This is a genomic window from Acinetobacter nematophilus, from assembly GCF_026344175.1.
Lineage (GTDB): Bacteria > Pseudomonadota > Gammaproteobacteria > Pseudomonadales > Moraxellaceae > Acinetobacter > Acinetobacter nematophilus.
Genome location: NZ_JAPKMY010000003.1, coordinates 1 through 22,578, shown reverse-complemented (window position 1 = coordinate 22,578; position 22,578 = coordinate 1). Strand labels below are relative to the sequence as shown.

General features: G+C 39.3%; 14 protein-coding genes. 4 read left to right on the top strand and 10 right to left on the bottom strand.

Translation table 11 applies throughout. From position 1 onward, the window contains the following. Positions 1 to 174: 174 nt before the first annotated feature. Positions 175 to 3,006, top strand: a complete 2,832-nt coding sequence (gene uvrA / locus OSH00_RS07175; protein WP_266129870.1) for an excinuclease ABC subunit UvrA — start codon at positions 175 to 177, stop codon at positions 3,004 to 3,006. Between the two features lie 271 nt (positions 3,007 to 3,277). Here the strand turns inward: uvrA and OSH00_RS07170 are convergent, their stop codons facing one another. After that, entirely contained in the window at positions 3,278 to 4,990 is a 1,713-nt protein-coding gene (locus tag OSH00_RS07170) for a GGDEF domain-containing protein (protein ID WP_266129869.1), read from the bottom strand. Between the two features lie 281 nt (positions 4,991 to 5,271). Continuing rightward, positions 5,272 to 6,090, bottom strand: coding sequence for a class D beta-lactamase (blaOXA, locus tag OSH00_RS07165; protein WP_266129868.1), 819 nt, complete (start codon positions 6,088 to 6,090; stop codon positions 5,272 to 5,274). Between the two features lie 907 nt (positions 6,091 to 6,997). On the opposite strand from blaOXA, the gene omp33-36 reads away from it, so the two are divergent. Continuing rightward, a complete protein-coding gene (omp33-36, locus tag OSH00_RS07160) occupies positions 6,998 to 7,882 on the top strand; it encodes a porin Omp33-36 (protein WP_196077268.1) in 885 nt (294 codons plus the stop codon). A 388-nt stretch (positions 7,883 to 8,270) separates the two neighbouring features. On the opposite strand, the gene OSH00_RS07155 is transcribed toward omp33-36, so the two are convergent. From OSH00_RS07155 to OSH00_RS07140, 4 genes are all read right to left on the bottom strand, one after another. Next, a complete protein-coding gene (locus OSH00_RS07155; protein WP_266129867.1) occupies positions 8,271 to 10,238 on the bottom strand; it encodes a BCCT family transporter in 1,968 nt (655 codons plus the stop codon). A 169-nt stretch (positions 10,239 to 10,407) separates the two neighbouring features. Continuing rightward, on the bottom strand, positions 10,408 to 11,085 hold the full coding sequence (locus tag OSH00_RS07150) for an ion channel (protein ID WP_266129866.1): 678 nt from the start codon (positions 11,083 to 11,085) through the stop codon (positions 10,408 to 10,410). A 272-nt stretch (positions 11,086 to 11,357) separates the two neighbouring features. Beyond that, positions 11,358 to 13,073: a cation acetate symporter gene (locus tag OSH00_RS07145; protein ID WP_266129865.1), complete on the bottom strand. Its 1,716-nt coding sequence runs from the start codon at positions 13,071 to 13,073 to the stop codon at positions 11,358 to 11,360. A gap of 1 nt (position 13,074) precedes the next feature. Then, positions 13,075 to 13,407, bottom strand: a complete 333-nt coding sequence (locus OSH00_RS07140) for a DUF485 domain-containing protein (RefSeq protein WP_004825640.1) — start codon at positions 13,405 to 13,407, stop codon at positions 13,075 to 13,077. A 186-nt stretch (positions 13,408 to 13,593) separates the two neighbouring features. Between OSH00_RS07140 and OSH00_RS07135 the strand changes: the two genes are divergently transcribed. Together OSH00_RS07135 and OSH00_RS07130 are read left to right on the top strand one after the other, a co-directional pair. Continuing rightward, positions 13,594 to 17,085, top strand: coding sequence for a hybrid sensor histidine kinase/response regulator (locus OSH00_RS07135; protein WP_266129864.1), 3,492 nt, complete (start codon positions 13,594 to 13,596; stop codon positions 17,083 to 17,085). A 427-nt stretch (positions 17,086 to 17,512) separates the two neighbouring features. Further along, positions 17,513 to 18,280 (top strand): hypothetical protein, encoded by a 768-nt coding sequence (locus OSH00_RS07130; RefSeq protein WP_196077274.1) that lies wholly within the window; start codon positions 17,513 to 17,515, stop codon positions 18,278 to 18,280. An 88-nt stretch (positions 18,281 to 18,368) separates the two neighbouring features. Here OSH00_RS07130 and OSH00_RS07125 read toward each other — a convergent pair whose 3' ends face one another. The 4 genes from OSH00_RS07125 to OSH00_RS07110 form a co-directional block, all read right to left on the bottom strand. Then, complete coding sequence (locus tag OSH00_RS07125; protein WP_266129863.1) at positions 18,369 to 19,613, bottom strand: esterase-like activity of phytase family protein; 1,245 nt, start codon at positions 19,611 to 19,613, stop codon at positions 18,369 to 18,371. 104 nt (positions 19,614 to 19,717) lie between these two features. Next, a complete protein-coding gene (locus OSH00_RS07120) occupies positions 19,718 to 20,113 on the bottom strand; it encodes a tautomerase family protein (protein ID WP_266129862.1) in 396 nt (131 codons plus the stop codon). 168 nt (positions 20,114 to 20,281) lie between these two features. Next, positions 20,282 to 21,445: a PQQ-dependent sugar dehydrogenase gene (locus OSH00_RS07115; protein WP_266129861.1), complete on the bottom strand. Its 1,164-nt coding sequence runs from the start codon at positions 21,443 to 21,445 to the stop codon at positions 20,282 to 20,284. Between the two features lie 474 nt (positions 21,446 to 21,919). Beyond that, positions 21,920 to 22,492, bottom strand: coding sequence for a hypothetical protein (locus OSH00_RS07110; RefSeq protein WP_266129860.1), 573 nt, complete (start codon positions 22,490 to 22,492; stop codon positions 21,920 to 21,922). Positions 22,493 to 22,578: the final 86 nt, after the last annotated feature.

Below are 22,578 nucleotides of genomic sequence, written 5' to 3'. Positions count from 1 at the left end.
TCAGCCTAATGCTATGAATCTTATTGTTTTATATAAAACATTGATTGTCGTAACTTTTTAAAAATAGTCAGTTAGATGACACAATTTGTCGCTTAAAAACTATTTTTTACAGCTTGAACAAAATTAAATCGCTATCATATAGCACTTTAATTCGCATAATTTCGAGAAAGTTTTATGAGTCAAAGTCATATCCGTATTCGAGGCGCACGCACCCATAATTTAAAAAATGTGTCACTCGATATTCCACGTGATAAGTTTGTGGTGATCACGGGACTTTCAGGCTCAGGAAAATCCTCACTGGCTTTTGATACCTTATATGCTGAAGGTCAACGTCGTTATGTTGAATCCCTCTCTGCCTATGCACGTCAATTCCTTTCACAAATGGAAAAGCCTGAAGTTGATTCAATTGAAGGTTTAAGCCCTGCAATTGCCATCGAACAAAAGTCAACCAGCCATAATCCGCGTTCAACAGTCGGAACCATCACTGAGATTTACGACTATTTGCGTCTACTCTATGCGCGTGTAGGGACACCCTATTGCCCTGAACATGACTTACCGATGGTTGCACAAACTGTTTCAGAAATGGTGGATGCAGTAAAAGCCTTGGAAGAAGGTACTGCATTAATGCTACTTGCGCCTGTAGTTCGGGAGCGTAAAGGAGAATATACCAATCTCTTTGAACAATTGCAGAGTCAAGGTTTTGTCCGTGCGCGTGTAGATGGTGAAGTGATTGATATTGATACTCCACCTGAGCTGGATAAAAAGAAAAAACACACCATCGAAGTGGTAGTAGATCGCTTTAAAGTACGTGATGATTTGGGCAACCGTATTGCTGAAAGCTTTGAAACAGCACTACGTCTAGGCGGTGACATTGCAATTTTATCGTGGATGAGTGGTGAACAACCTGATCGTGTATTTTCCGCCAAGCACTCATGCCCTGAATGTGATCGTGCAGTAGCAGAACTCGAACCCCGCCTGTTTTCGTTCAATAATCCTTTTGGTGCCTGTCCTGTCTGCGATGGCTTAGGGACGCGTAGCCATTTTAGTGCTGAAAAATTAATTCCTAGCCCAGATGTCTCGATTAGCCAAGGTGCGATACGTGGCTGGGATAGACAACGCCCCTACTACTACAGCATGATTCAAAAAGTTGCAGATCATTTTGGTTTCTCTCTGGACACTCCTTGGAATGAGCTGGATGCAGAGACCAAAAAGAAATTTCTATATGGAACAGGCAAGGAAAAAGTTGATTTAAGCTATATCGATGAACGTGGGCGTAAACACAATCGTGTGCAACCTTTTGAAGGAATTTTGCCACATTTAGAGCGTCGCTATCGAGAAACTGAATCGAACTATGTTCGTGATGATTTGGCACAATATTTATCAAATGCCGCTTGTGATGCTTGTGGTGGTTCACGTTTAAATGAGATTTCACGCCATGTTCGTGTCAAAGATAAAACCATTGCTGAAATTACCAAAATGTCGATTGGTGACGCAGAGAGTTATTATCAAGATTTAAACCTTGAAGGTGCAAAAGGTGAAATCGCAGATAAAATTTTTAAAGAAATTCGTGAGCGTTTACATTTCCTTGTTTCCGTTGGTTTAAATTATTTAAGCCTTTCACGTTCTGCCGAGACCCTTTCTGGAGGTGAAGCACAGCGTATTCGCCTTGCTTCACAAATTGGTGCAGGTTTAATGGGCGTGATGTACGTTTTAGATGAGCCGTCTATTGGTTTACATCAACGTGATAATGACCGTTTGCTTGAGACATTGGTTCGCTTACGTGATCTGGGCAATACGGTATTGGTGGTTGAACATGATGAAGATGCTATTCGGGCAGCTGATCATATTATTGATATTGGTCCAGGTGCTGGTGTACATGGTGGACATGTCATTGCCGAAGGAACTTATGACGAGTTGGCAGGCAATGAAAATTCTTTAACAGGTAAATACTTATCTGGAAAATTAAAAATCGAAGTGCCTAAACAACGTGTAACTCCGCCAAAACCTGAAGAGCAAATTAAACTGATAGGTGCAGCAGGTCATAATCTTAAAAATGTTGATCTGACGATTCCTTTGGGTGTGATGACGTGTGTGACAGGGGTTTCAGGTTCAGGTAAATCCACACTGATCAACCGTACACTATTGCCTTTGGCTGCAACTCAACTGAATGGTGCAACCACCTTAACGGCAGAGAAGTTTGACTCCATTGACGGCTTGCAATTCCTCGATAAAGTGGTAGATATTGATCAAAGCCCGATTGGACGCACACCTCGATCCAATCCCGCAACCTATACCGGTTTATTCACCCCGATTCGTGAATTGTTTGCCCAAACCCCTGAAGCCAAGGCGCGTGGTTATGCCGCAGGTCGTTTCTCTTTCAACGTCAAAGGCGGTCGCTGTGAAGCCTGTGAAGGTGATGGCATGATCAAAGTAGCCATGCACTTCTTGCCTGATATGTATGTCCCTTGTGATGCCTGCCATGGTCAACGTTATAATCGTGAAACATTGGAAGTAGGTTATAAAGGTAAAAATATTTCTGATGTGTTGGAAATGACAGTTGAAGATGCTATGCATTTCTTTGATGCGATTCCTGTGATTCACCGTCGCTTAGAAACCTTAAATCAAGTCGGTTTGGGCTATATTCGTTTAGGTCAGTCAGCAACCACCTTGTCGGGTGGTGAAGCACAGCGTGTTAAATTAGCACGTGAACTCGCCAAACGAGATACAGGTAAAACCTTGTACGTGCTTGATGAACCCACCACTGGCTTGCATTTCCATGACATTGCCAAACTTTTAGACATCCTGCATGAGCTGCGTAATAAGGGCAATACTATTGTGGTCATTGAGCATAATCTGGACGTGATTAAAACTGCAGACTGGGTGATTGACTTAGGTCCTGAGGGTGGTTCAGGCGGCGGTCAAATTATTGCTGAAGGCACACCAGAAGATGTGGTTAAATCGAAAGTTTCACATACAGCGAAATTCTTAAAACCGCTGTTAAAGTAAGTGACTACCTCTTATCCTCCCTCCTTTAGATAAGGGGGGAGTTTCTTTCTTGATACGACAGAGCTTAGAAGGAGATTCATCATCTCATCTTGAAATTAAATCATTCATATAATTTTTATAAAACTCAGATTCCTGTCCTTTCTCTTCATCTATTTCGATCAACCTCTCATGTATCCAGAGAAGATCTTTTAAAGCGATTCCATTTGTTATCCAATTTATCTGTATAAATCGAGAATCAAAAAAGTGTATCTCAAATAGCCGCTTGATTGTACTATCCTACGACTTTATTGCGACCTTGTGCTTTTGCCTTGAATAAAGATGCATCCGCTTGAGCAAACAAATCTTCCCAATTCTTCGCTCCAGTTGCCACGCCAATACTCACGGAAACATTCAAGTGATCTGTTGAAGGCGCATGATTAAATTTTAATTGTGAAACATCGGCCAAAATACTTTCAGCAATTTGCAACGCCCAATCCCACTCCACCTGATCAATTAAAATCAGAAACTCGTCTCCCCCAAAACGTACAATTAAATTTGACTGGGCAATATTGGCTTTCAGGCATTGAGCAATTTCAACAATGACGGAATCGCCTAAGATATGCCCAAATTGATCATTTACATATTTAAAGTTATCAATATCCACCATAATGAGAGTAAGTTTTTCAAAACGTTCTGTTTGATTGGCAATATTTTTTAAATAATCTTCTAATGCCAGGCGATTAGAAACTCCGGTTAAAATGTCGGTATTTGCACTGTTTTGTAATTGAAATTCAAAGGCATCACGCTGTTTTAACATCTCTTTTAATTTCTCAATCGCATCTGTCAATGTGCGCACTTCTTTGTTTTGCACAGAAACAGCCCCCATATAATCTCGCTCTTGAACCTGTGACAACTCTAAAATCATATTTCTGGCATAGATCAAAGGTTCAAAGAGTTTTTTTCTGGTATACACCATAGTAAAAATCGCCACAGCCAATGACAGAAATGAGATAAATAAGTTGATCAAAAACTGACGTTGCTCCGATTCCATTTGTGCTTGAGCACTCAATGCATGCGTTTCAAGCAAGTACTTTTGTAAATCAATCACTGAATGAAATTTACCCACAACTACATCGGTCAGTTGGTTTGCAGTTAGAAAATAAGCTTGCTGATGTGAACTTTCCTCAATCAGACGATTGACTGTCGGTAATCCTTGATCAATAAATTGGCTTTTTACTTGAGCATATAGATGCAGATATACTGGCGTTTTTAAAGTCTCCATTTGCATGGTATCTATTAAACGCCATAAGTATTTTACTTGCTCTTGAGTTTGTAGTGAGCGCGCTTTGTTATATTCAGGAATAGGCTCCGAAAAACTCAGTGGTGCCATAATATTAGAAGCCACACGACCTGATTGATCACGTAAATCAGCCAAGATCAATACGATGGATGCATAATCCGTCACATCACTATTTATTTTTTTAGAGTCATTGATCAATCGCTGCAACATGGCTCTACCGCTGTCCCATGCAGCAAACATACCTTGAATTGCTTGATCCATTTGGACAGAAGTTCGTTCTTTTGCGGGTAATGCCAAATAAGCATCTACCTGCCCCCGTGCGACAGCTAAATCATGTCTTAATTGGACATCCACCTGATCCGCTAAAGCATTGAAGCCTGTCTGTTTTAAAGATTCAACGGTTAGATCAATCTGCCGATCCACACCCTTACGATAATCTCGCAAGGCTTTCATATTTTCAGAAAAATCTTGTGCTGAACTCGACATAGCCTTATTGGTTGGCGCTCTTTCTCGAGATATTTTATTGGATGTTTCTGCAAATATTTGTAGGGTTTGAATATCGACCAGAATTCTTTTTGAACGAACGTATTCTTGATAATTACTGATAATTTGAGGAACAGCGATCAATAAAACAGACAAAATGATGACTGACATGAGGATAAGCAAACGGGTGCTTATTTGTTCTGATCGGAGTTCCTGCACCATCGTCATGACCCTATGGGAAGTAATGTCGAATGAATCTAAAAAATTTGGCTATATTATAGGGCATCTGAAGCAATTCTACCCAAGTATTTAAACCTCAGTTTACTTACTGCATTCGCTATACTATCGTTTTTATAGATAAGTTATATTGAAAATTAACATTTTACATATAAATAGAATATCCATAAAATATAAAAATCAAGTGAATTATCACATTTTGAAAATATTCCCTTTTCAATGCCCAGTTACCCCCAATAAACTGGGCATTTTTTTATCTAGTGCATTTATCTTAGATAAAAAAACAGACCTAATTTATCCAAAACACTCAAGGTCAATTGTTTACGTTCATTTGGGTCATCACCTGTCTGCATGTTCATATTTAACGCAAATGCAGTCACCCTCCCATCAGGCTGTTCAACCCATCCAGTATACCAACCTACTTGAGGTTCAAGATCCATTCCCCAACCACTTTTAGCATACAGTTTAGTGTCACCACGTCTCTCGATATAAAGCATATCTTTGACTTGTTGCTGTACGGTTTGATCAAAAGCCAACTGCTTTTGAGCCAGTTGATAGGCAAATTGGGCTTCATGTTCAGGGGTAATTTTTAAAGGACCGACCAACCAGAAATTATCAACCTGCTGACCGATATTCATATTGCCAAAACCTACACGCTTAACTTCTTTACGCATAAGATCTAAGCCAATACGTCGAGCAAGCTCTTGATATACGGGAACAGCAGAAGCTTGCATCGCTTCTGCCAAAGTCATATCTTTTTCCCATGCTGAAAAAGCGCGCTTTTCGCCATTCCACTGAAATACTTCAGTGTTGGTCGCCTTGGCATTTTGCAAACCTATTAAAGCATTCAGCATCTTAAATGTTGAAGCAGGGATATATTCTGTCTTTGCTCGGTTTAGATCATTACCATAACTTTTTAGATGAATCCCATCATAAGTGACAAACACAGCCTGAGTTTGTGCCTGATTAAACAATAAAGGAATTTCACTTTCTCGTTCTGATAGGACTGGACGTTGCAGTTTTGAATCATAAACGCAACCTGAAAATAGCAAACTACTGAGGATGACCCAAAACAAACCCTTCATTTTAAACTTCATGATATTGATAACCTTAAATACCACTCTAACATGTTGCAAAATTGAAATCGTGTAGAGGGTTAAAAAATATATATTGTGCCAAGAATGTAAGTAAATATTTACAAGTGCCATATATTGGTGCATAATGCACCTCATTAGGGCAAAAATTGAGTTTTCCTCAGCAGAAACTTTAGCTTTGCTCCAGATTTTGGCGAAAAATCCCAATTTTCTTTGAAAATTGGGATTTTTTTTGGCAAAAATTATGCCAACATTCTATCAAAGCAGCATTATATGCATCATAGTGGTGCATAATTTTAAACCTACTTTATTCAATAATTAAGTTTATTGTTTTTTAAACAAAAAAAAGCCCAACCTTGGGGAAAGCTGGGCATATAAACTGCGAATTTAAAAAAACTCATTGATTAGCAATGAACTTTATAGACTTATTATCCAAAATCCATCACACTTTGTAAAACCTATTAAATTGATCGGATATAGAGATATTATCGTTTTTACTAATAATTGCGCCACATTCAACATTTTTTAAAATAAAATGAATATCAGATCACATATTTTTAGCTCACTAAACAGATTTTAATGACATTTTCTTGACATGGATTGCAAAAATACCATCGAAAATACAAATTAATAACAAAATACAATAGAAAAAATAAATAAATAAAATTCGTGTTTTAGCATTCTTTTTTTTGTGAATATCCCTGCTCTTTAGTTTTATTTACTTGTTCTGATTAAACTTTTTTTCAGGTTGACTTGAAGTTAAACAAATGTTCGTTTTTTAAACAGTGTTTTTTTCATGTATCTGCTTTGTAAACATACGTCTTAAACATCATTGACTTAATATCTTGTTACAATACAATGCCGTGTGTTTCACCAATTTCTCCTATTGGAAAAGATTATGAAAAAACTCGGTTTAGCCACTGCTCTATTATTAGCCATGACCGGCGCACAAGCATACCAATTTGAAGTTCAAGGTCAATCAGAGTATATCGATACAACTGAAAATGACAAAGACTTCACTGGTGGTCTTCAAGGTACTTTCTACTTCAAAAATGTTGACTCTTCTAAAGGTCCTTTGGCTGAAGCAGCGTTCTTAAACCAAGCTTCTAACGTATCTTTAGCGTACAACTATGGCGAATTAGATGCTGGCGTAACTGCACACAACTATGGCGCTAAAGCTGAAGCTTATGTTCCAACACCATATGTACCTGCTTATGCAAGTGTATCTTATAGCCACACAATTCTAGACGGCAAACACGGCTTATCTAACGATCAAGGCGACCGTTTTGCTTTAGAATTAGGTGCTTTACCTACTCAAAACTTCTTGGTTGCTGTAGGTTATACAAACGTTGCTGACCAAGTTGCTTTAGATGCATTCAATGTAATGGGTAACGGCGTTGCTAAAGCAACTGCTGAAGCTGCAACAATTAACGAAGACCAAGACGCAATCACTGCACGTGCTAAATACGTTGGCGGTATTGACGGTACGAACATGTCTTTAGCTTTTGAATCAGGTATTGTGTATGGTGATGCGACTGCTTACCAATTCAAAACTGATTTCTATTTGAACCCACAATTAAGCGTTGGTGCTTCTTACGCAGCTTCTAGCTACGAAGGTACTCCAGATTCAGCTTGGGGCGCGAACGTAAACTACTTCATCACTCCTGCAATTGCAGTTGGTGCAAGCTACGTAAATGCAAACTACGAAGCGAATAAAGGTCAAGCAATCGCTTATGTTGGTGATACGCAAACTGTTGGCTTAAATGCTAAATTCCGTTTCTAAGTTCTAAGAAATCGAATGAATAAAAAAGGACTCATCAGAGTCCTTTTTTATTGCTCAACCTGAGTTCAATATAAAAATCTTGATAAAATATGATACTCGGAAACGTCATCCGCAACTGTCTGAGGCAGGACCACTTCTATAATGCATTGTTTCTGCGACTGATTAAATATGTTGCTGGTAGCTGACGAGTTTTGCGGTGAGCAGCGATACCGCTGTGCAAGATGGTTGCCCTTGCGGAGCTTCGCACCTCATCCCGAAAGAAAAGTAGGGCTAGCCCCAGGCTGATCCTGAAATTGGGTGAAAACTCAGTATGACTCCGCACAGTTTATTTTTTTCAATAAGTTAAATCAGTGATTGCGTCGAACTCACGTTACTTAAAATAAATAACTTAGCTTCTCAGTACATTTAAAAAATGCAAGTGACGTTCATATTGATCAATGATGTCCTGAATCAAGTCTTCCTGTGTCCACTCCATCACATCATAGTTTTGACCACCCTCTCTTAAAAACACTTCGGCTTGATAGAAGTCATCTGTTTCTTGATGCTGTTCATTCATCATAAAGCTTGGGGCAACCATTTCACGCACCATCACCTTATAAATAAAGTTGAGTTCGTCATGATGGTCTACACTCAACTGAACACCATCTTCCAACTCTTTGATAACAACATTCAAATTACGGCGTTTGAATTCATAGCGAATGCTTTCAAAAGCTTTAATCACATGAGATTGAATATATTCACGCACCTCAGCTTGAGTATGTGGATAATGCATAATCAAGCCTAGACGCTGTTGCCAGCTTCGTGGATTTTGTACAGCTCTTGGGGTAATTCTAGCAACTTGTAAAGCCTGCATTTTGGTGACATCCACACGAAGCGCTTTCACCAAGCCCCAGCATAGCAAGAGCATAATAAATGTGAATGGCAATGCACTCATCATAGTCGCAGATTGTAATGCACTAAGCCCACCGACCATTAATAAAATAATCGAGAGTACTGCCATTAAAACGGTCCAAAACAAACGTTGCCATGTCGGTGAGTTATCCGATTTTGCAGTCAAATAATCGGTCACTAATGCACCAGAATCTGCTGAGGTGACAAAAAACAGAACCACCAGCACTGTTGCGATTAGACTTGAAATTCCTGCAAAAGGTAAATGAGCGAGAAACTCAAACAATGCAACTGAGGAGTCTTGTTGCACAGCAGCAATTAAACTGTCTTGACCCTGTTGTAAAATACTGAACAATGCGGCATTACCAATAAAACCCATCCAAATCAGGGTAAAACCTGTCGGAATCAGCAACACGCCCACGATAAACTCTCGAATCGTACGTCCCTTCGAGACCCGTGCAATAAACATTCCCACAAATGGCGACCATGAAATCCACCACGCCCAATACACAATGGTCCACCCACCGATCCAGCCATTGGATTGATAGGCATATAGATTAAAGGTCATGGTGAACAAATTGGAAATGTACTGTCCAGCATTTTGAATGGTGGCCTGTAAAATATAAATACTTGAACTGGCTAAAAAAATAAAACCAAGCAATAGCAAAGCCAGAACGAGATTCAACTCGGAAAGCCTTTTGATCCCTTTATCCAAGCCTAAAAACACGGACAATGAAGCAAGTGTACTGACGATGATGATCAATATAATTTGCGTGGTAATATTACTTTCCCAGCCGAATAAATAATTCAAGCCAGAATTAATTTGGGTGACCCCAAAGCCTAAAGTCGTGGCAACACCAAATACTGTACCAATGGTGGCAAAAGTATCTACTGCATCTCCAAGCGGTCCATAGATTCTTCGTCCAATAATTGGATATAGACCTGAACGGACTTTGAGCGGCAAATGATAACGGAAAGCGAAATAAGCCAGCGTTAAACCAACCACAGCATAAATCGCCCAAGCATGTAAGCCCCAATGAAAGAAAGTAATTCTCATCGCTTGTTGGGCAGCGTCAATGCTTTGAGGATCTCCCGTAGGTGGATTGACATAATGCATGACTGGTTCAGCCACACTAAAGAACATTAAACCAATTCCCATCCCTGCAGTAAACAGCATGGCAAACCATGATCCATTGCTATATTCAGGTTGACTGTGGTCGGGTCCCAGTTTGATTTTGCCCATGTCAGAAAAGGCAATAAAGATCAGCACAATTAAAAATATTGCCACTGACAGCACATAGAACCAACTAAATGAATCCGTGATCCATTTATTCATCTCTTTGGTCATCAGTTCGAAGGCATTTGGTGCAAAGATAACCACCGCTAAAAAAAGCGCAATTATTCCAACAGTGCTCAAGAAAACATTTGGATTGATATTATCAAACCAAGTGATTTTTTTGGAAGGCATATTTCCCCCAGGTTTTTATATTCAATGGACAGACCTTTCAAGGTCAAAAAAGGCATTCACAAATGTGAAAAAAGACGAACCCTGTAGAACAGCGATTAGATTCGGTATTTATTATAATTTAAATTAATATTTTCAACAATTTAGTAAATGTAACAAGATAGTTTTCACGTTATTTTGGTTTATTTTCAATGTATTGCAGTGCAATCATACGTGAAACGATCAGTGCAAAATACATCACACCACAAAACATTTGCAACATTGAAAGCACACGAGCAGCAGGAGCTACAGGAATTAAATCCGATAATCCTGTTGCCGATTGCAAACTAAAACTGATAAACAGCAAATCCAGCCAAGACTGATAATCTGCAACATGATTAGGGTTTTGAAAGCTTTGTGGAACCAATAACTGGCAAATACTATAGAGAAAAGCAAATCCCCATGCGATCAGAGTAAAGACGGCTCCTGCCGCAAACAGTTCATCTTTGGTAAGATAACGATCTGCAAACATATAACGGATTAATCCATATGCTGCACAGAAATAAGCAGCGGCCTCAAAAGCATGGGCAAAAATTTGCAAAGTCACCGAATGAAAACCGAGCAGCATGAGAAATGATAACGAGAAAGCACCCAGCACAAAACTCAGCCCCAACACTGTAAAAGTAGGCGTTTGTCGAATGACTTTAGCAATAATCAATAATGCAGAAACACCCAATAACCATGTCAGAATTTGATAGCTTCTACTGGCATTGGTGTACACAGACAAAACCAAAATCAGCAATTGCACCAACAATAGCCATGCCGAAGGCAGTTGCTTGAAACCTTTCCAAAATTCGACGATTGATTGCATAAATAATTTCTGGTTATTGTTTTAAAACTTCAAATTAACATATTCATTCAATTTGATAAATTGTTTAAATTTTACCTTATTGTTCAATTCTTAAATTGAGGTAATTCATTCTATTTACAGCATGCTTAATTATGCACTTTTCAAGCTTTATCGCGACTCTAAATTATTCAAATGCTGAATCCTGTTATAAAAGACACATTAAGGCTTTCATATTGAAAACCCATAAAAAAACACCTTCGAAAAGGTGTTTTTTTTGATTGCCCCGAAATCAATTAGTGATCCGAAGCACCTGAGATACCGATACCAGTTTGTGAACGTACAAACTGCGCATCAAATGCTTTGCGTTCAGCTTGCGCACGTGCTGATTTATCAGTCACAGAGAATAACCAGCAGCAAATGAATGCTAACGGCATAGCGAAGATTGCAGGACCGTTGAATGAGTTGATTGGGGTATCAGAAATTTTTAATGTATCCACCCAAACTGCTTTAGATAAGATAATCAAAGTCACTGCGGTTACCAGTCCAACCACACCACCGATTACGGCACCACGTGTAGTTAAGCCTTTCCAGAACATAGAAAGTACCAACACTGGGAAGTTTGCACACGCCGCTACAGAGAATGCCAAACCAACCATGAATGCAACGTTTTGTTTTTCGAACAAAATACCTAAGATCATTGCGAAAATTGCTAGGCCTAAAGTTGCGATCTTAGACATACGTAATTCAGACTCAGGTGTAGTTTGACCTTTTTTGATTACGTTTGCATATAAGTCATGTGAAATTGCAGAAGCACCTGAAAGTGTCAAACCTGCAACTACCGCAAGAATAGTTGCGAACGCTACTGCTGAAATAAAGCCCATGAACAGATCGCCACCCACTGCATCAGCAAGGTGTACCGCTGCCATGTTGTTACCGCCAACCAATTCTAGTTTGCCAGTTACAGCCATTTTTGCGACATCAATGAATTGTGGGTTGTTTGATACGAACAGAATCGCACCGAAGCCGATAATGAAGGTTAATAAGTAGAAGTAACCAATGAAGCCTGTTGCCACAACAACTGATTTACGTGCCTCTTTTGCATCCTTAACAGTAAAGAAACGCATCAAGATATGTGGTAAGCCTGCGGTACCAAACATTAATGCTAAACCAAGCGATAATGCATCTAATGGGTTTTTCGCCAAGCTACCTGGACCCATGATCTTGGTGGCATCTTCAAGACTCACATCATGCACTTTTGCAAATACATCGATAGATTGTTTAAACATTTCAGAGAAGCTATAGCCTACAGAATGCATCACCATGAACGCCATGAATGTTGCACCTGAAAGTAACATCACTGCTTTAATGATCTGTACCCAAGTCGTTGCCAACATGCCACCAAAGATCACATAAGCCATCATCAGAAGACCAACGATCACCACTGCAATGTTATAGTTCAAACCAAAAAGAAGTTTGATCAGCTGACCTGCACCCACCATCTGTGCAATCAAATAGAATGCAACAACAACCAAAGAACTGATCGCAGCAAGTGTACGTACCGGCTTTTCTTCTAAGCGGAATGAAACCACATCAGAAAGGTTATATTTACCTAAGTTACGCAGACGTTCAGCAACCAAGAACAGTACAACTGGCCAACCAACCATGAAACCTAGTGAATAAAGCAGGCCATCAAAACCTGAGCTAAACACCATTGCAGAAATACCCAAGAACGATGCTGCGGACATATAGTCACCAGCAATCGCCAAACCATTTTGGAAACCTGAGATGCCACCACCAGCGGTATAGAAGTCTGCTGTATTGGTGGTTTGTTTTGCAGCCCATTTAGTGATGAACAAGGTAAGACCAACGAAAATTGCGAACATGATAATCGCATGCCAATTGGTCGCTTGTTGCTGAGCTTCACCTAAATCTGGACCAGCTTGTGCAACAGTAGAAAGCAGTGCAGTAGATGCAAGTGCTGCTTTAATCTTTAAAGAGTTCCATTTCATCTTAGTGAAGTCCTTTTTCATGAGCAATAGCTTCTACTTCTCTCATTGCATCTTCATTCAATTGATCCAATTTATTGTTGGCAATATATGAATACACACCACACAAAATGAAAGATAAAACAATAATGCCTAGACCCAAAGGAATACCCCAAGTGGTGACTCCACCACTAAATGAAGTCATCAAAAATTCTTTGTTATAGCCAACTAAAAGCATAAATCCAACATAAACGAACAACATAATTGCAGTTAATGTCCAGCTCAATCTACTTTTTTTAGCAACCATTTCTTTGAATTTTGGATTTTGTAGAATCGCCTCTACTTGTCTCTCATCCATAACCATGCTCCTTGATAAGCGACCAGAACCCTGGTTGCTTTTTTTAATCTTTTTTTACATGGTCAAAATTAACAATATTGTGGGGTTCTCGTAACTTAGACTTTGGTCGTTAAATTTTGAGCAAAGTGCGCGAGTCAATTCATGGATGCGGTATGATAGGGGGTAGATTTTGATACTGTAGTCCTTATGAACAGTTGGTTAATTATAGGGGTTCTGGCCCTTTACATCCTCATTCTCTTCGTTTGTGCCTTCTTTGGAGAGAAGCATGCCAGTCGATTAAGCACTCGTGGCCGCATGCTTCTCTTTAGTCTAACATTGGGTGTTTATTGTTCATCTTGGACTTTTTATGGCGCAACAGGAGCAGCAGTAAGAGAAGGGATTATTTTCCTCCCGATTTATTTGGGGCCTTTATTATTTGTCTGGTTGGGGTATGACATTTGGCGTCGCTTAGGTCGTGTGCGGCAACATCATGCCATTTCATCGATTGCCGACTTTGTCGCTGCTCGCTATGGTAAAAGTGGAACACTTGCTTCTTTAGTCACGATCTTGGCAGTCATTGCGATTATTCCTTATTTGGCTTTGCAGTTACGTGCAATTGCACTCAGTGCATCGGTCATGCTGGATCACAATACACAAGTCGTCTCGACCACAACCAATGGTGTACTCGGACTCACAGCAGTGCTTGCAATCTTGGCAATGATGTTTGGTACTCGGCAAATCGCCAATACTGAACAGCATGGCGGTTTAATGCTTGCAGTTGCGTTTGAATCTTTTGTTAAACTGTTTGCCCTGCTCTGTGTTGCCTTCTTTTTTATTTTTGACCATCCTCAAAATATTGTACAAATCTCACATGATGTACAAAAAACATTTCATGAGGTACAACTATTTGGCGTCCCAGAAACTTTTTGGATTCAAACTTTACTGGCATCTTTAGCTATTATTTGTTTACCCCGCCAGTTTCATGTGGCTGTGGTTGAGTTACGGGATGAAAAGCATATTCGAGGCGCTAGACGCTGGTTTGCTGCTTATTTAATTCTTACCATTATTGCCATTATTCCAATTGCCAGCTGGGCACTTCACGCAGCACCGAAATATTTAACCATTCCTGATGTTGCCGTACTTTCTTTACCGATTAGTTATAACCAAGACTGGTTATCTTTACTGGCATTTTTAGGGGGCTTTTCTGCATCTACAGGTATGCTTTTAGTCTCCTCTGTAGCATTATCCATCATGCTGAGCAACGACTTGATCATGCCTGCCTTATGGAAGTTTGGGATTCTTTCCCGCCATGATAAACGCTTGCCACAAGTGCTCAAGTTCACGCGTCGCGTGTGTATTTTAGCGGTGATGCTACTTGGCTTTTTATTCTTCCACTTCTTTAATGATATTGACCAACTGTCAACCTTTGGTCTTTTAGCATTCAGCGCGGTTGCACAGTTTTCCCCTGCATTGATCGGTGGTTTATATTGGCGTGGCGGGAGTCGCCAAGGGGTTTACTCCGGTTTAGTGGTGGGTTTTATCCTGTGGTCATATACGCTGCTGCTGCCAACGATTTTGCGTAGTCTCCCCGTTGAATATAGCCAATTTGCCCATCAATTTTTGATGTTTGGTCCTTTGAATATCGAATGGTTAAGACCTGAAGCATTGTTTGGTTTTGAATCATTTGCACCATTAACACATGGTGTGATTTGGGCACTCGGTTTAAACATTACCTTGTATATCTGGGTATCTCGAATTTATCGTCCAAGCATTGCAGAACAAATTCAGGCAGAAAGCTTTTTCTATTACGAAACCAAACCTTTACCTGCGCAAAATACTTCAACTGATATTAACTATTTGCACCACGATGTTGCCAAGCTCAAAGTTGGCGATTTAATCGCACTGGCTAAACGTATTACTGGGGAAGGGCCTGCAACACACGCATTTCAGCAGTTCTGTGCCATGAATAATGTGGTTTTAAACGAAAATAGCAGTGCTAATGGGATGTGGTGGCGTTTTACTGAACAATATCTTGCTGGAACGATTGGTGCAGCATCCGCACGTACCTTATTAACCACCGCAATGGTAAATAACGGCTTAGCCTTAGGGCAGGTTGCCAACATTCTTGACCAAGCTTCTCAATGGCAGCGTTTTAATCAAAATCTTATCATGACCATGATCGACCATATGACCCAAGGGGTCAGTGTGGTGGATGAAAATATGTGTCTGGTGGCATGGAACAATCAATACCTCAAACTTTTTGATTATCCCAAAGATTTGGTTTATGTCGGTTGCCCAATTGCAGACTTGATTCGTTATAACGCTGAGCGTGGTGAATGTGGCCCTGGTTCTGTAGAAGAACATGTGCGCAAACGAATTCACTGGATGAAAGTGGGAAGTGCGCATGAGTTTGAACGAATCCGTAAAGATGGCCGTGTCATTCAAATGCGTGGGAATCCAATTGAAGGCGGCGGTTTCGTCACAACGTTTGCTGATATTACTGCATTCCGTGAAAATGAAGCTGTACTTGAAGCCCGTGTCTCTGATCGTACCCAACAGTTGGCTGATGCACTTGAAGAACAACAGCTTGCACGTGAACAAGCCGATAAGGCGAATATGTCAAAAAGTCGTTTTATTGCTGCCGCCAGTCATGATTTGCTACAGCCCATGCATGCCGCACGTCTATTCAGCACCGCCTTGGAACAAAGCGTTCAGTCGGATGAGGATCGTAAAACATTACAACAGCTTGATCGCGCTTTGCATGGTGCAGAAAGCATGTTATCTGCACTTTTGGATATTGCACGCTTGGAAGGTGGCTCAATTCAACCCAAACGCCAAGCCTATCCATTACATGATTTACTCAGTGATTTGGAACTGCAGTTTAAATCCATTGCTGCACAACGTGAGATCCAATTACATGTCCATGATGCCCAATTCTGGATTGACACTGATCCACAATGGATTCGTCGCATCATTCAAAACTTTGTCAGCAATGCCTTACGCTATACAGCACGTGGACGTGTAGTAGTGGGAGTACTGCGTGCTTCGCATCTTCCACAGCATATTCGTATTGGGGTTTGGGATACAGGTCCAGGGATTGCAGAAGAACAACGCATTAAACTATTTCAGGAATTTGAGCGTTGTGGGCATACATCACCATGGGGTGAACAAGGTTTAGGGCTTGGTCTTGCAATCGTGCAACGAATGACCAGCCTGTTAGATTATCCTGTACATGTCTATTCAGAGCTCGGTAAAGGCTCCTGCTTTATGATTGATGTTCCTGTGGTAGAAGCACCAAAAATTATTGCTACACCAGTGCAAGCTGTTCCTTTAAAAGCAAAAGCATATAAGATTTTATGTTTAGACAATGACGATACAATTTTGGAAGGCATGACCACCCTGCTGACCAAATGGGGTTATCAAGTCTTTAAAGCCACAGAACCTGAACAGGCGCTGGACATCATTCAAAGAGAAAACATTCAAGTCTGGTTAGTGGATCAACATTTAAACAATGGCAAAATTGGGTTGGATTTCATTATTGAAAATCGTCAGGAGAATGTTCCTGCAGCATTGATTACCGCGGATTCCGATCCTGAATTACCACAACGTGTCAAAGATTTAAATGTAGTGCTTTTAAAGAAACCACTTAAACCTGCCTCACTGCGTGCATGGTTATCTGGATTGAAAATTTCAAAATAGTGCTGCCTATATGATGAATATAGAATATTCTTCTTTAATGTTTTGAAACATTTACACGCTCTAAAGCTTTGTGTTTTAGCGCGTGTGTTACATATTTTTTTAAGAGAAATAGCAATTTTTTTTAAAGATTGTGCAAAAGCATTCAAAATGTACCCAAAGACTCCCCTGTTTATTGGCGAAAGATTCCAAAGCTTTATTTTCTATGGCAAATAACATCAAAATAGTAAATATACACTTGTATAGTTAGTTACAATTTTATATTTATATGATTTTAAATAATAAAAAACTACTTTCTACCACACCTACAACTTTAGTCGTATTCCTATTGCATCTCAGATAAATCAAAAATTAATTCAAGACAAAATCGCGCTCATGTTCAGGGAAACAAAAACAGCGTTTGAATTCAATTTTAAATAGGATTTTAGCTATGAATATTTCAGAAACTGTTCCACATGGGCTACACCAAGCTCAACAATTCCATCGTCAATATGGTGTTAATGCGATCCTGCCTGAAATTGATTGGCAAGCGATTTTTAAACATAGCAAACTTCAAGATGCTCAAATTCAAGCATTAAATACAATCTATCAAGCTGCTGTACCTTTAGCTTTACAGGTGTTTGAAGAATTAAAATTTGATGTATTTGCACCTGTTGCATTTCATCCACAAGGTTTAGGCCTGTTTGATAAACTGGCACAACAAGAAGAAAAACTGGTTCAACGCTTGGAAGATGAATGCGAGTGCCTGAATGATGAGGTCCGCCATCAAGTCTGGAGCATGTTACTTCGTGGGGGTGCTGTACTGGTATTTAAAGCATGGCTAGGTAAAGTCAAAACTGGGGAAAACAGTTTAGACATGACCCAATTCGATGAGCTATCGGATCTACTATTCATCAAAACCTCGCCAACCACCTTGGCACAGCGATTAAAAGTAGATGCTCATGCAGACTATGATCATGTGTTCTTGATGTATGGCAATGATGTGTTCCTAGATCGTTTTAATAGTTTAGAAACAGCAGCGCTCTTTGTTGACTTAGGGGTGTATGATGCTGCATTTTTAAGTTTACGTGATGATCGTGTTGCAGATTACCTCAAATCAAAAGGCTATGTCACCCATGATCAGATCGAAGATTTAAAATGTGCTTTAAACCCACTGGGTTGTCCAGATCAAGTCTCTAAACAAGATTGCTTGGCCTAATTCCTAAACTAAGAAGATAAAAAAGCCAGTCATGGGACTGGCTTTTTTAATCAGATTAAAGCATCGTAATTAGAAACTTTCATAACGATTAATATAAAGATTTAGGCAACTTAACCTGAATGATTTCATTGTCATCTGCACGCTTTGCATTTCGTCCTGAAGAGCCCGGAAAATTATTGTCGTTGAAAACCGTCAAAGTATTTTTGTTTTCAATAATAATATCTTCAATTGTTTCAAATGGAAAAGCGAATGTAGTTCCTGTACCGATATCACCATCACGTGGTGCACCATATAAATTATTTGGGTTGGCAACATTCATTAAATCGACCAGATCCGAGCGTTTTACTGCTTTACCAGAATCTCCAAATTCAATTTGAATCAGCTTTTTATAACCATCAAGCTTATTCTGACTCGCATCACGTTCGATAATAATACCGGACTTGTCATCGTACATCTGGAAGTCACCAATATTGGTCGCTTTAGTATTTAAAGTGAAATAATAATAACGCCCAGTATAGGCTTTTTTCTTCACGTCAAATTGAGAAATCAGTAATTGTTGCGTGGTCTCGCCTTTTAATGGTTTCTCTAGCAATGGGTATAGATATTGTCCATCTTTAGACAATGCCATGCCTTCGAACCCACCACTTTGCTGAACCAATGGTTCCACATAGTTCATATTCATTTTGTTGAACTGATTTTGTGGTGAGCGTAATTCAGAGCCTGCTTTTAATGGATTAGGCAATGGAATGGGCGCATCCAAAAGAATTCCATCTTTATCAAAATGCAGTAAATAAGGTCCAAACTCATCACCGATCCAATATGTCCCATCCGCAGTACGCTGTATAGATTCAGGATCAAAATCAGCCCCAGTGAGCAAACGATCGGTGGTATTTTGATTGATGATATTAAAGGGAATTAATTTGTTGGGATCACGAAGTTGAACAAAGCTCATCACTTGAACTTTCGCTGTTCCAGAGGACTTGGTTCGAAAGTCAGGTTTGATCTGATATAAACGCAATAAGAAATCTGATGAATTGTCTTGAGTACCAAAGCCGTTGTCTGCCATGACGATATAAGTACCGTCATTATTTTTTAAGGCACCAGAAAAACCTTGTACTGGCTGTCCTTTAAATGGGGGAAATATACCATTTGCACCTTTGACAAAGGCACCTGAGTTTGGACCAGCAGCATAAGTTTCAACATCAAGTTTTGCAAATGAGACCAATGTCGGCACTGTAACAGATGGCTCGAACGAGAAATCGCTGTCATCATCATTACACGCTGTCAAACCCAATATACTGAAAGTTAAAAGTGAGTAGGCTAATTTTTTCATAAAGGTCTTTTTATTGATTTAAATGTCCCTTATTTAAACCAATCAGCATGACGCCTTTAAGTCAGTTCAATGACAATACGGAGTCAAGTAAATTTGATTTTGGATCAGATTTGAATATCAAATCCCAAATCAATATCACAAGCAGCTTGACCACCACGCACTCCCCAATTTTCCGTTGAGATCTCTCTTACTATAATTTTAATATGATCTTTAGGAATTCCGAATACAGAAAGGTTGTCTACAATTTTAAGATATAAATTTCTTTTTGTGTCCAACGTGCGACCAACAAAGCAATCAATGGTAATGCGAGTAAACTTTTCGGGATGAAGCTTATTCGGAGGACACAAGAAGCGATGCGGTTCATGTACGATTAAACAAATATCACAATCATCATCAGGAATTTTAAATGCACTGACTAAAGCATTTTGAACAGCTCCAATTAATTCCACTTCTTGCTCAATGGAATATTGATATCGAACATCAATTGTCGTTGCTGGCACTTTTGTTCTCGATTTATATTATTTTAAATCGAAAGCATAACATGATTTATATAGGGCTATACCAATTAACCTCACATCGATTAAAGGGCTTTAACATCTTCTCAACATACGAGTTCGCTCGCTCACAGATGCTTAAGATATAACAATATATTGAATTAAACAGTTTTTTTATTTCGGTAACAGTCTTAATAGTCCAGCGTTTTTTCCATCTTCCAATACCCAAATCGAACCATCATGGGCTGGATAAATAGCTCGAATCCGCTGTTTCATGTTCAAACGCTGTACTTCACGAACTGGCTTTGACTCAGTATCGACCACAATAACTGCTTCTGAAGACAATCCACCAATGAGCGCCTTGTTCGTCCATTGAGGGAACAATTGTTTTTGATAAAACATCAAACTTGATGGAGAAATAACAGGTGTCCAACTGATCTCAGGTGCTTTGAATTCAGGACGGGTGACATGATCAGGAATCTCTTTTCCTGAATAATGATTCCCATTGGAAACAATGGGATAACCATAGTTCTCACCTTTATGAATCAGATTTAATTCATCACCTCCTTTAGGGCCCATTTCAACAACCCAGAGTTGATCTTTATGATCAAAAGCGATACCTAAGGGATTACGATGCCCCAAAGACCAGACTTGTTTTGCGATTTCTCCTTGTTGGGTGAATGGATTATCTACAACAACAGTACCATCATCATTCAGTCTGATGACTTTACCCAAATTTGAATTCATATCTTGTGCAGGATCAAATTTCTGACGTTCTCCTGAGCTGATCCAAAGTTTTCCGTCTTTCCCAAACAACATGCGATGCGCATAATGTCCTTGTCCTGAAACCTTTGGAACCTGCTCCCATATTCTTTTTATATTGCGGATTTGAGGATTTTTTTCTTGCAGGTTTAATTCACCACGAACCACCACTGCACCATAACCACCATTGCCTTTTTCAGCATAACTCAAATAGATTTGATGATTATTTTTATAGTCAGGATGCAAGGCAATATCACCTAAGCCACCTTGCCCCCCATAGGCTACTGGCGGAACACCTAAAATATCAATGCTTTGCGAGGAAGAAGGATTATAGAGCTTTAATTTCCCTCTTTTCTCTGTAATCAATAATCGTCCATCTGCCAACTCAGCCATTGCCCAAGGTTCATCAAAATGAGCGACTTTTTCAACACGGTAGCTTTGATGAATCAATGCCGTTTTATTTTCTGTGGCTTGTTTTACTTCGGATGATGAATTGCTTTGAGCATTGCATGCACTGAGCAATGTACAGCTGATGAGTAGAGGTAAATAAAAAAATTTCTGTCGTAATCCTTCCATTTCTTGTTCCTCAATACTTAGGTGTTTTATTTATTGTAAAGAAAAGACTGTGTTGTACTATTTTATATTGTTAACAGCAATGTTCTGAACAGATCAATGTAAGCATTTGCCTACAGCACCTGCCGAAATTAGCGAATATACGACTGATCAAAATTCACCTATTCTATACTCATAGGGAACAGGAAGTTTCCCAGACAAAACAACAATAACAAATTGTCTTAGCATCAGGAACGTGAGATTAGACAGGAGTCAGATCTAACCAACCAATACGAAGAAAACCCCATCAGGATGATGGGGTTTTCTTTTATATTCAATTACTTATTAATCATCTTTCATAGATCATGAATGAGAATGAATCACCATCATATTCATGTTGAAAATCCCCTTTACTGTTGTGAAAAAGTTAGGATGAAGGACTATCCATAATCACTAAATATTTATGAAAATTAAAATTGAACATTTTTAAAAGTCTACCTATCTTAAAGCTTTGTTAAGCTCTCTGCCTCTTTCAGCAATCCTATATTGTAGATTTTGTACGAGTTGATTAATCTCCTGACCAGCCTCTAAAACTTTGGATAGATTTTCATGCCATCCTCGGTTATTTGCTTTCATATCAATTCGCATGACACTTTCCTGATAACCCCAGAAACAGTTTGCTTGACCAAATATTTTTCTTATTGAATCCGACATCTCTGGATAATATAAATCCGTTATTGCATGTGCATCATGAAGACGATTACAGTTTGCAATATATCTTTTACGGAAATCTGTAAGTTCAGTTTCTGCTAATTTGATATAGCTCATGGTTTGTGAATTTTCAAAAGAAATGATTGAGAGAATTCTATGCAATTTCTCTAATTTTTCTCGTTCTAGAGAAACTTCATCCTTTAATCGATCATTAGCTAAACGATCTGATTGAAGTTTAATGTCTTTCTCGGAATTTTTTTGAGCTATTTTTAATTGAATTCCACTAGTATAACGCGCAATGATATAACCGAACAAAGCAGTTATCGTAGCGCCTAAAAGTATATATATTTCTTTTTCCATTTTAATACCTCTGTTCTTGTATTGAGCTGATTATCAACATCATTTTTTTTAAAGACATAAAAAAACACCCCGTTCTCTAGAGAGAT

What these genes read in the sequence shown, in the direction of transcription:
- uvrA (WP_266129870.1), top strand. Translation starts at nt 175, where the DNA reads ATGAGTCAAAGTCATATCCGTATTCGAGGCGCACGCACCCATAATTTA.
- OSH00_RS07170 (WP_266129869.1), bottom strand. Translation starts at nt 4,990, where the DNA reads ATGGTGCAGGAACTCCGATCAGAACAAATAAGCACCCGTTTGCTTATC.
- blaOXA (WP_266129868.1), bottom strand. Translation starts at nt 6,090, where the DNA reads ATGAAGGGTTTGTTTTGGGTCATCCTCAGTAGTTTGCTATTTTCAGGT.
- omp33-36 (WP_196077268.1), top strand. Translation starts at nt 6,998, where the DNA reads ATGAAAAAACTCGGTTTAGCCACTGCTCTATTATTAGCCATGACCGGC.
- OSH00_RS07155 (WP_266129867.1), bottom strand. Translation starts at nt 10,238, where the DNA reads ATGCCTTCCAAAAAAATCACTTGGTTTGATAATATCAATCCAAATGTT.
- OSH00_RS07150 (WP_266129866.1), bottom strand. Translation starts at nt 11,085, where the DNA reads ATGCAATCAATCGTCGAATTTTGGAAAGGTTTCAAGCAACTGCCTTCG.
- OSH00_RS07145 (WP_266129865.1), bottom strand. Translation starts at nt 13,073, where the DNA reads ATGAAATGGAACTCTTTAAAGATTAAAGCAGCACTTGCATCTACTGCA.
- OSH00_RS07140 (WP_004825640.1), bottom strand. Translation starts at nt 13,407, where the DNA reads ATGGATGAGAGACAAGTAGAGGCGATTCTACAAAATCCAAAATTCAAA.
- OSH00_RS07135 (WP_266129864.1), top strand. Translation starts at nt 13,594, where the DNA reads ATGAACAGTTGGTTAATTATAGGGGTTCTGGCCCTTTACATCCTCATT.
- OSH00_RS07130 (WP_196077274.1), top strand. Translation starts at nt 17,513, where the DNA reads ATGAATATTTCAGAAACTGTTCCACATGGGCTACACCAAGCTCAACAA.
- OSH00_RS07125 (WP_266129863.1), bottom strand. Translation starts at nt 19,613, where the DNA reads ATGAAAAAATTAGCCTACTCACTTTTAACTTTCAGTATATTGGGTTTG.
- OSH00_RS07115 (WP_266129861.1), bottom strand. Translation starts at nt 21,445, where the DNA reads ATGGAAGGATTACGACAGAAATTTTTTTATTTACCTCTACTCATCAGC.
- OSH00_RS07110 (WP_266129860.1), bottom strand. Translation starts at nt 22,492, where the DNA reads ATGGAAAAAGAAATATATATACTTTTAGGCGCTACGATAACTGCTTTG.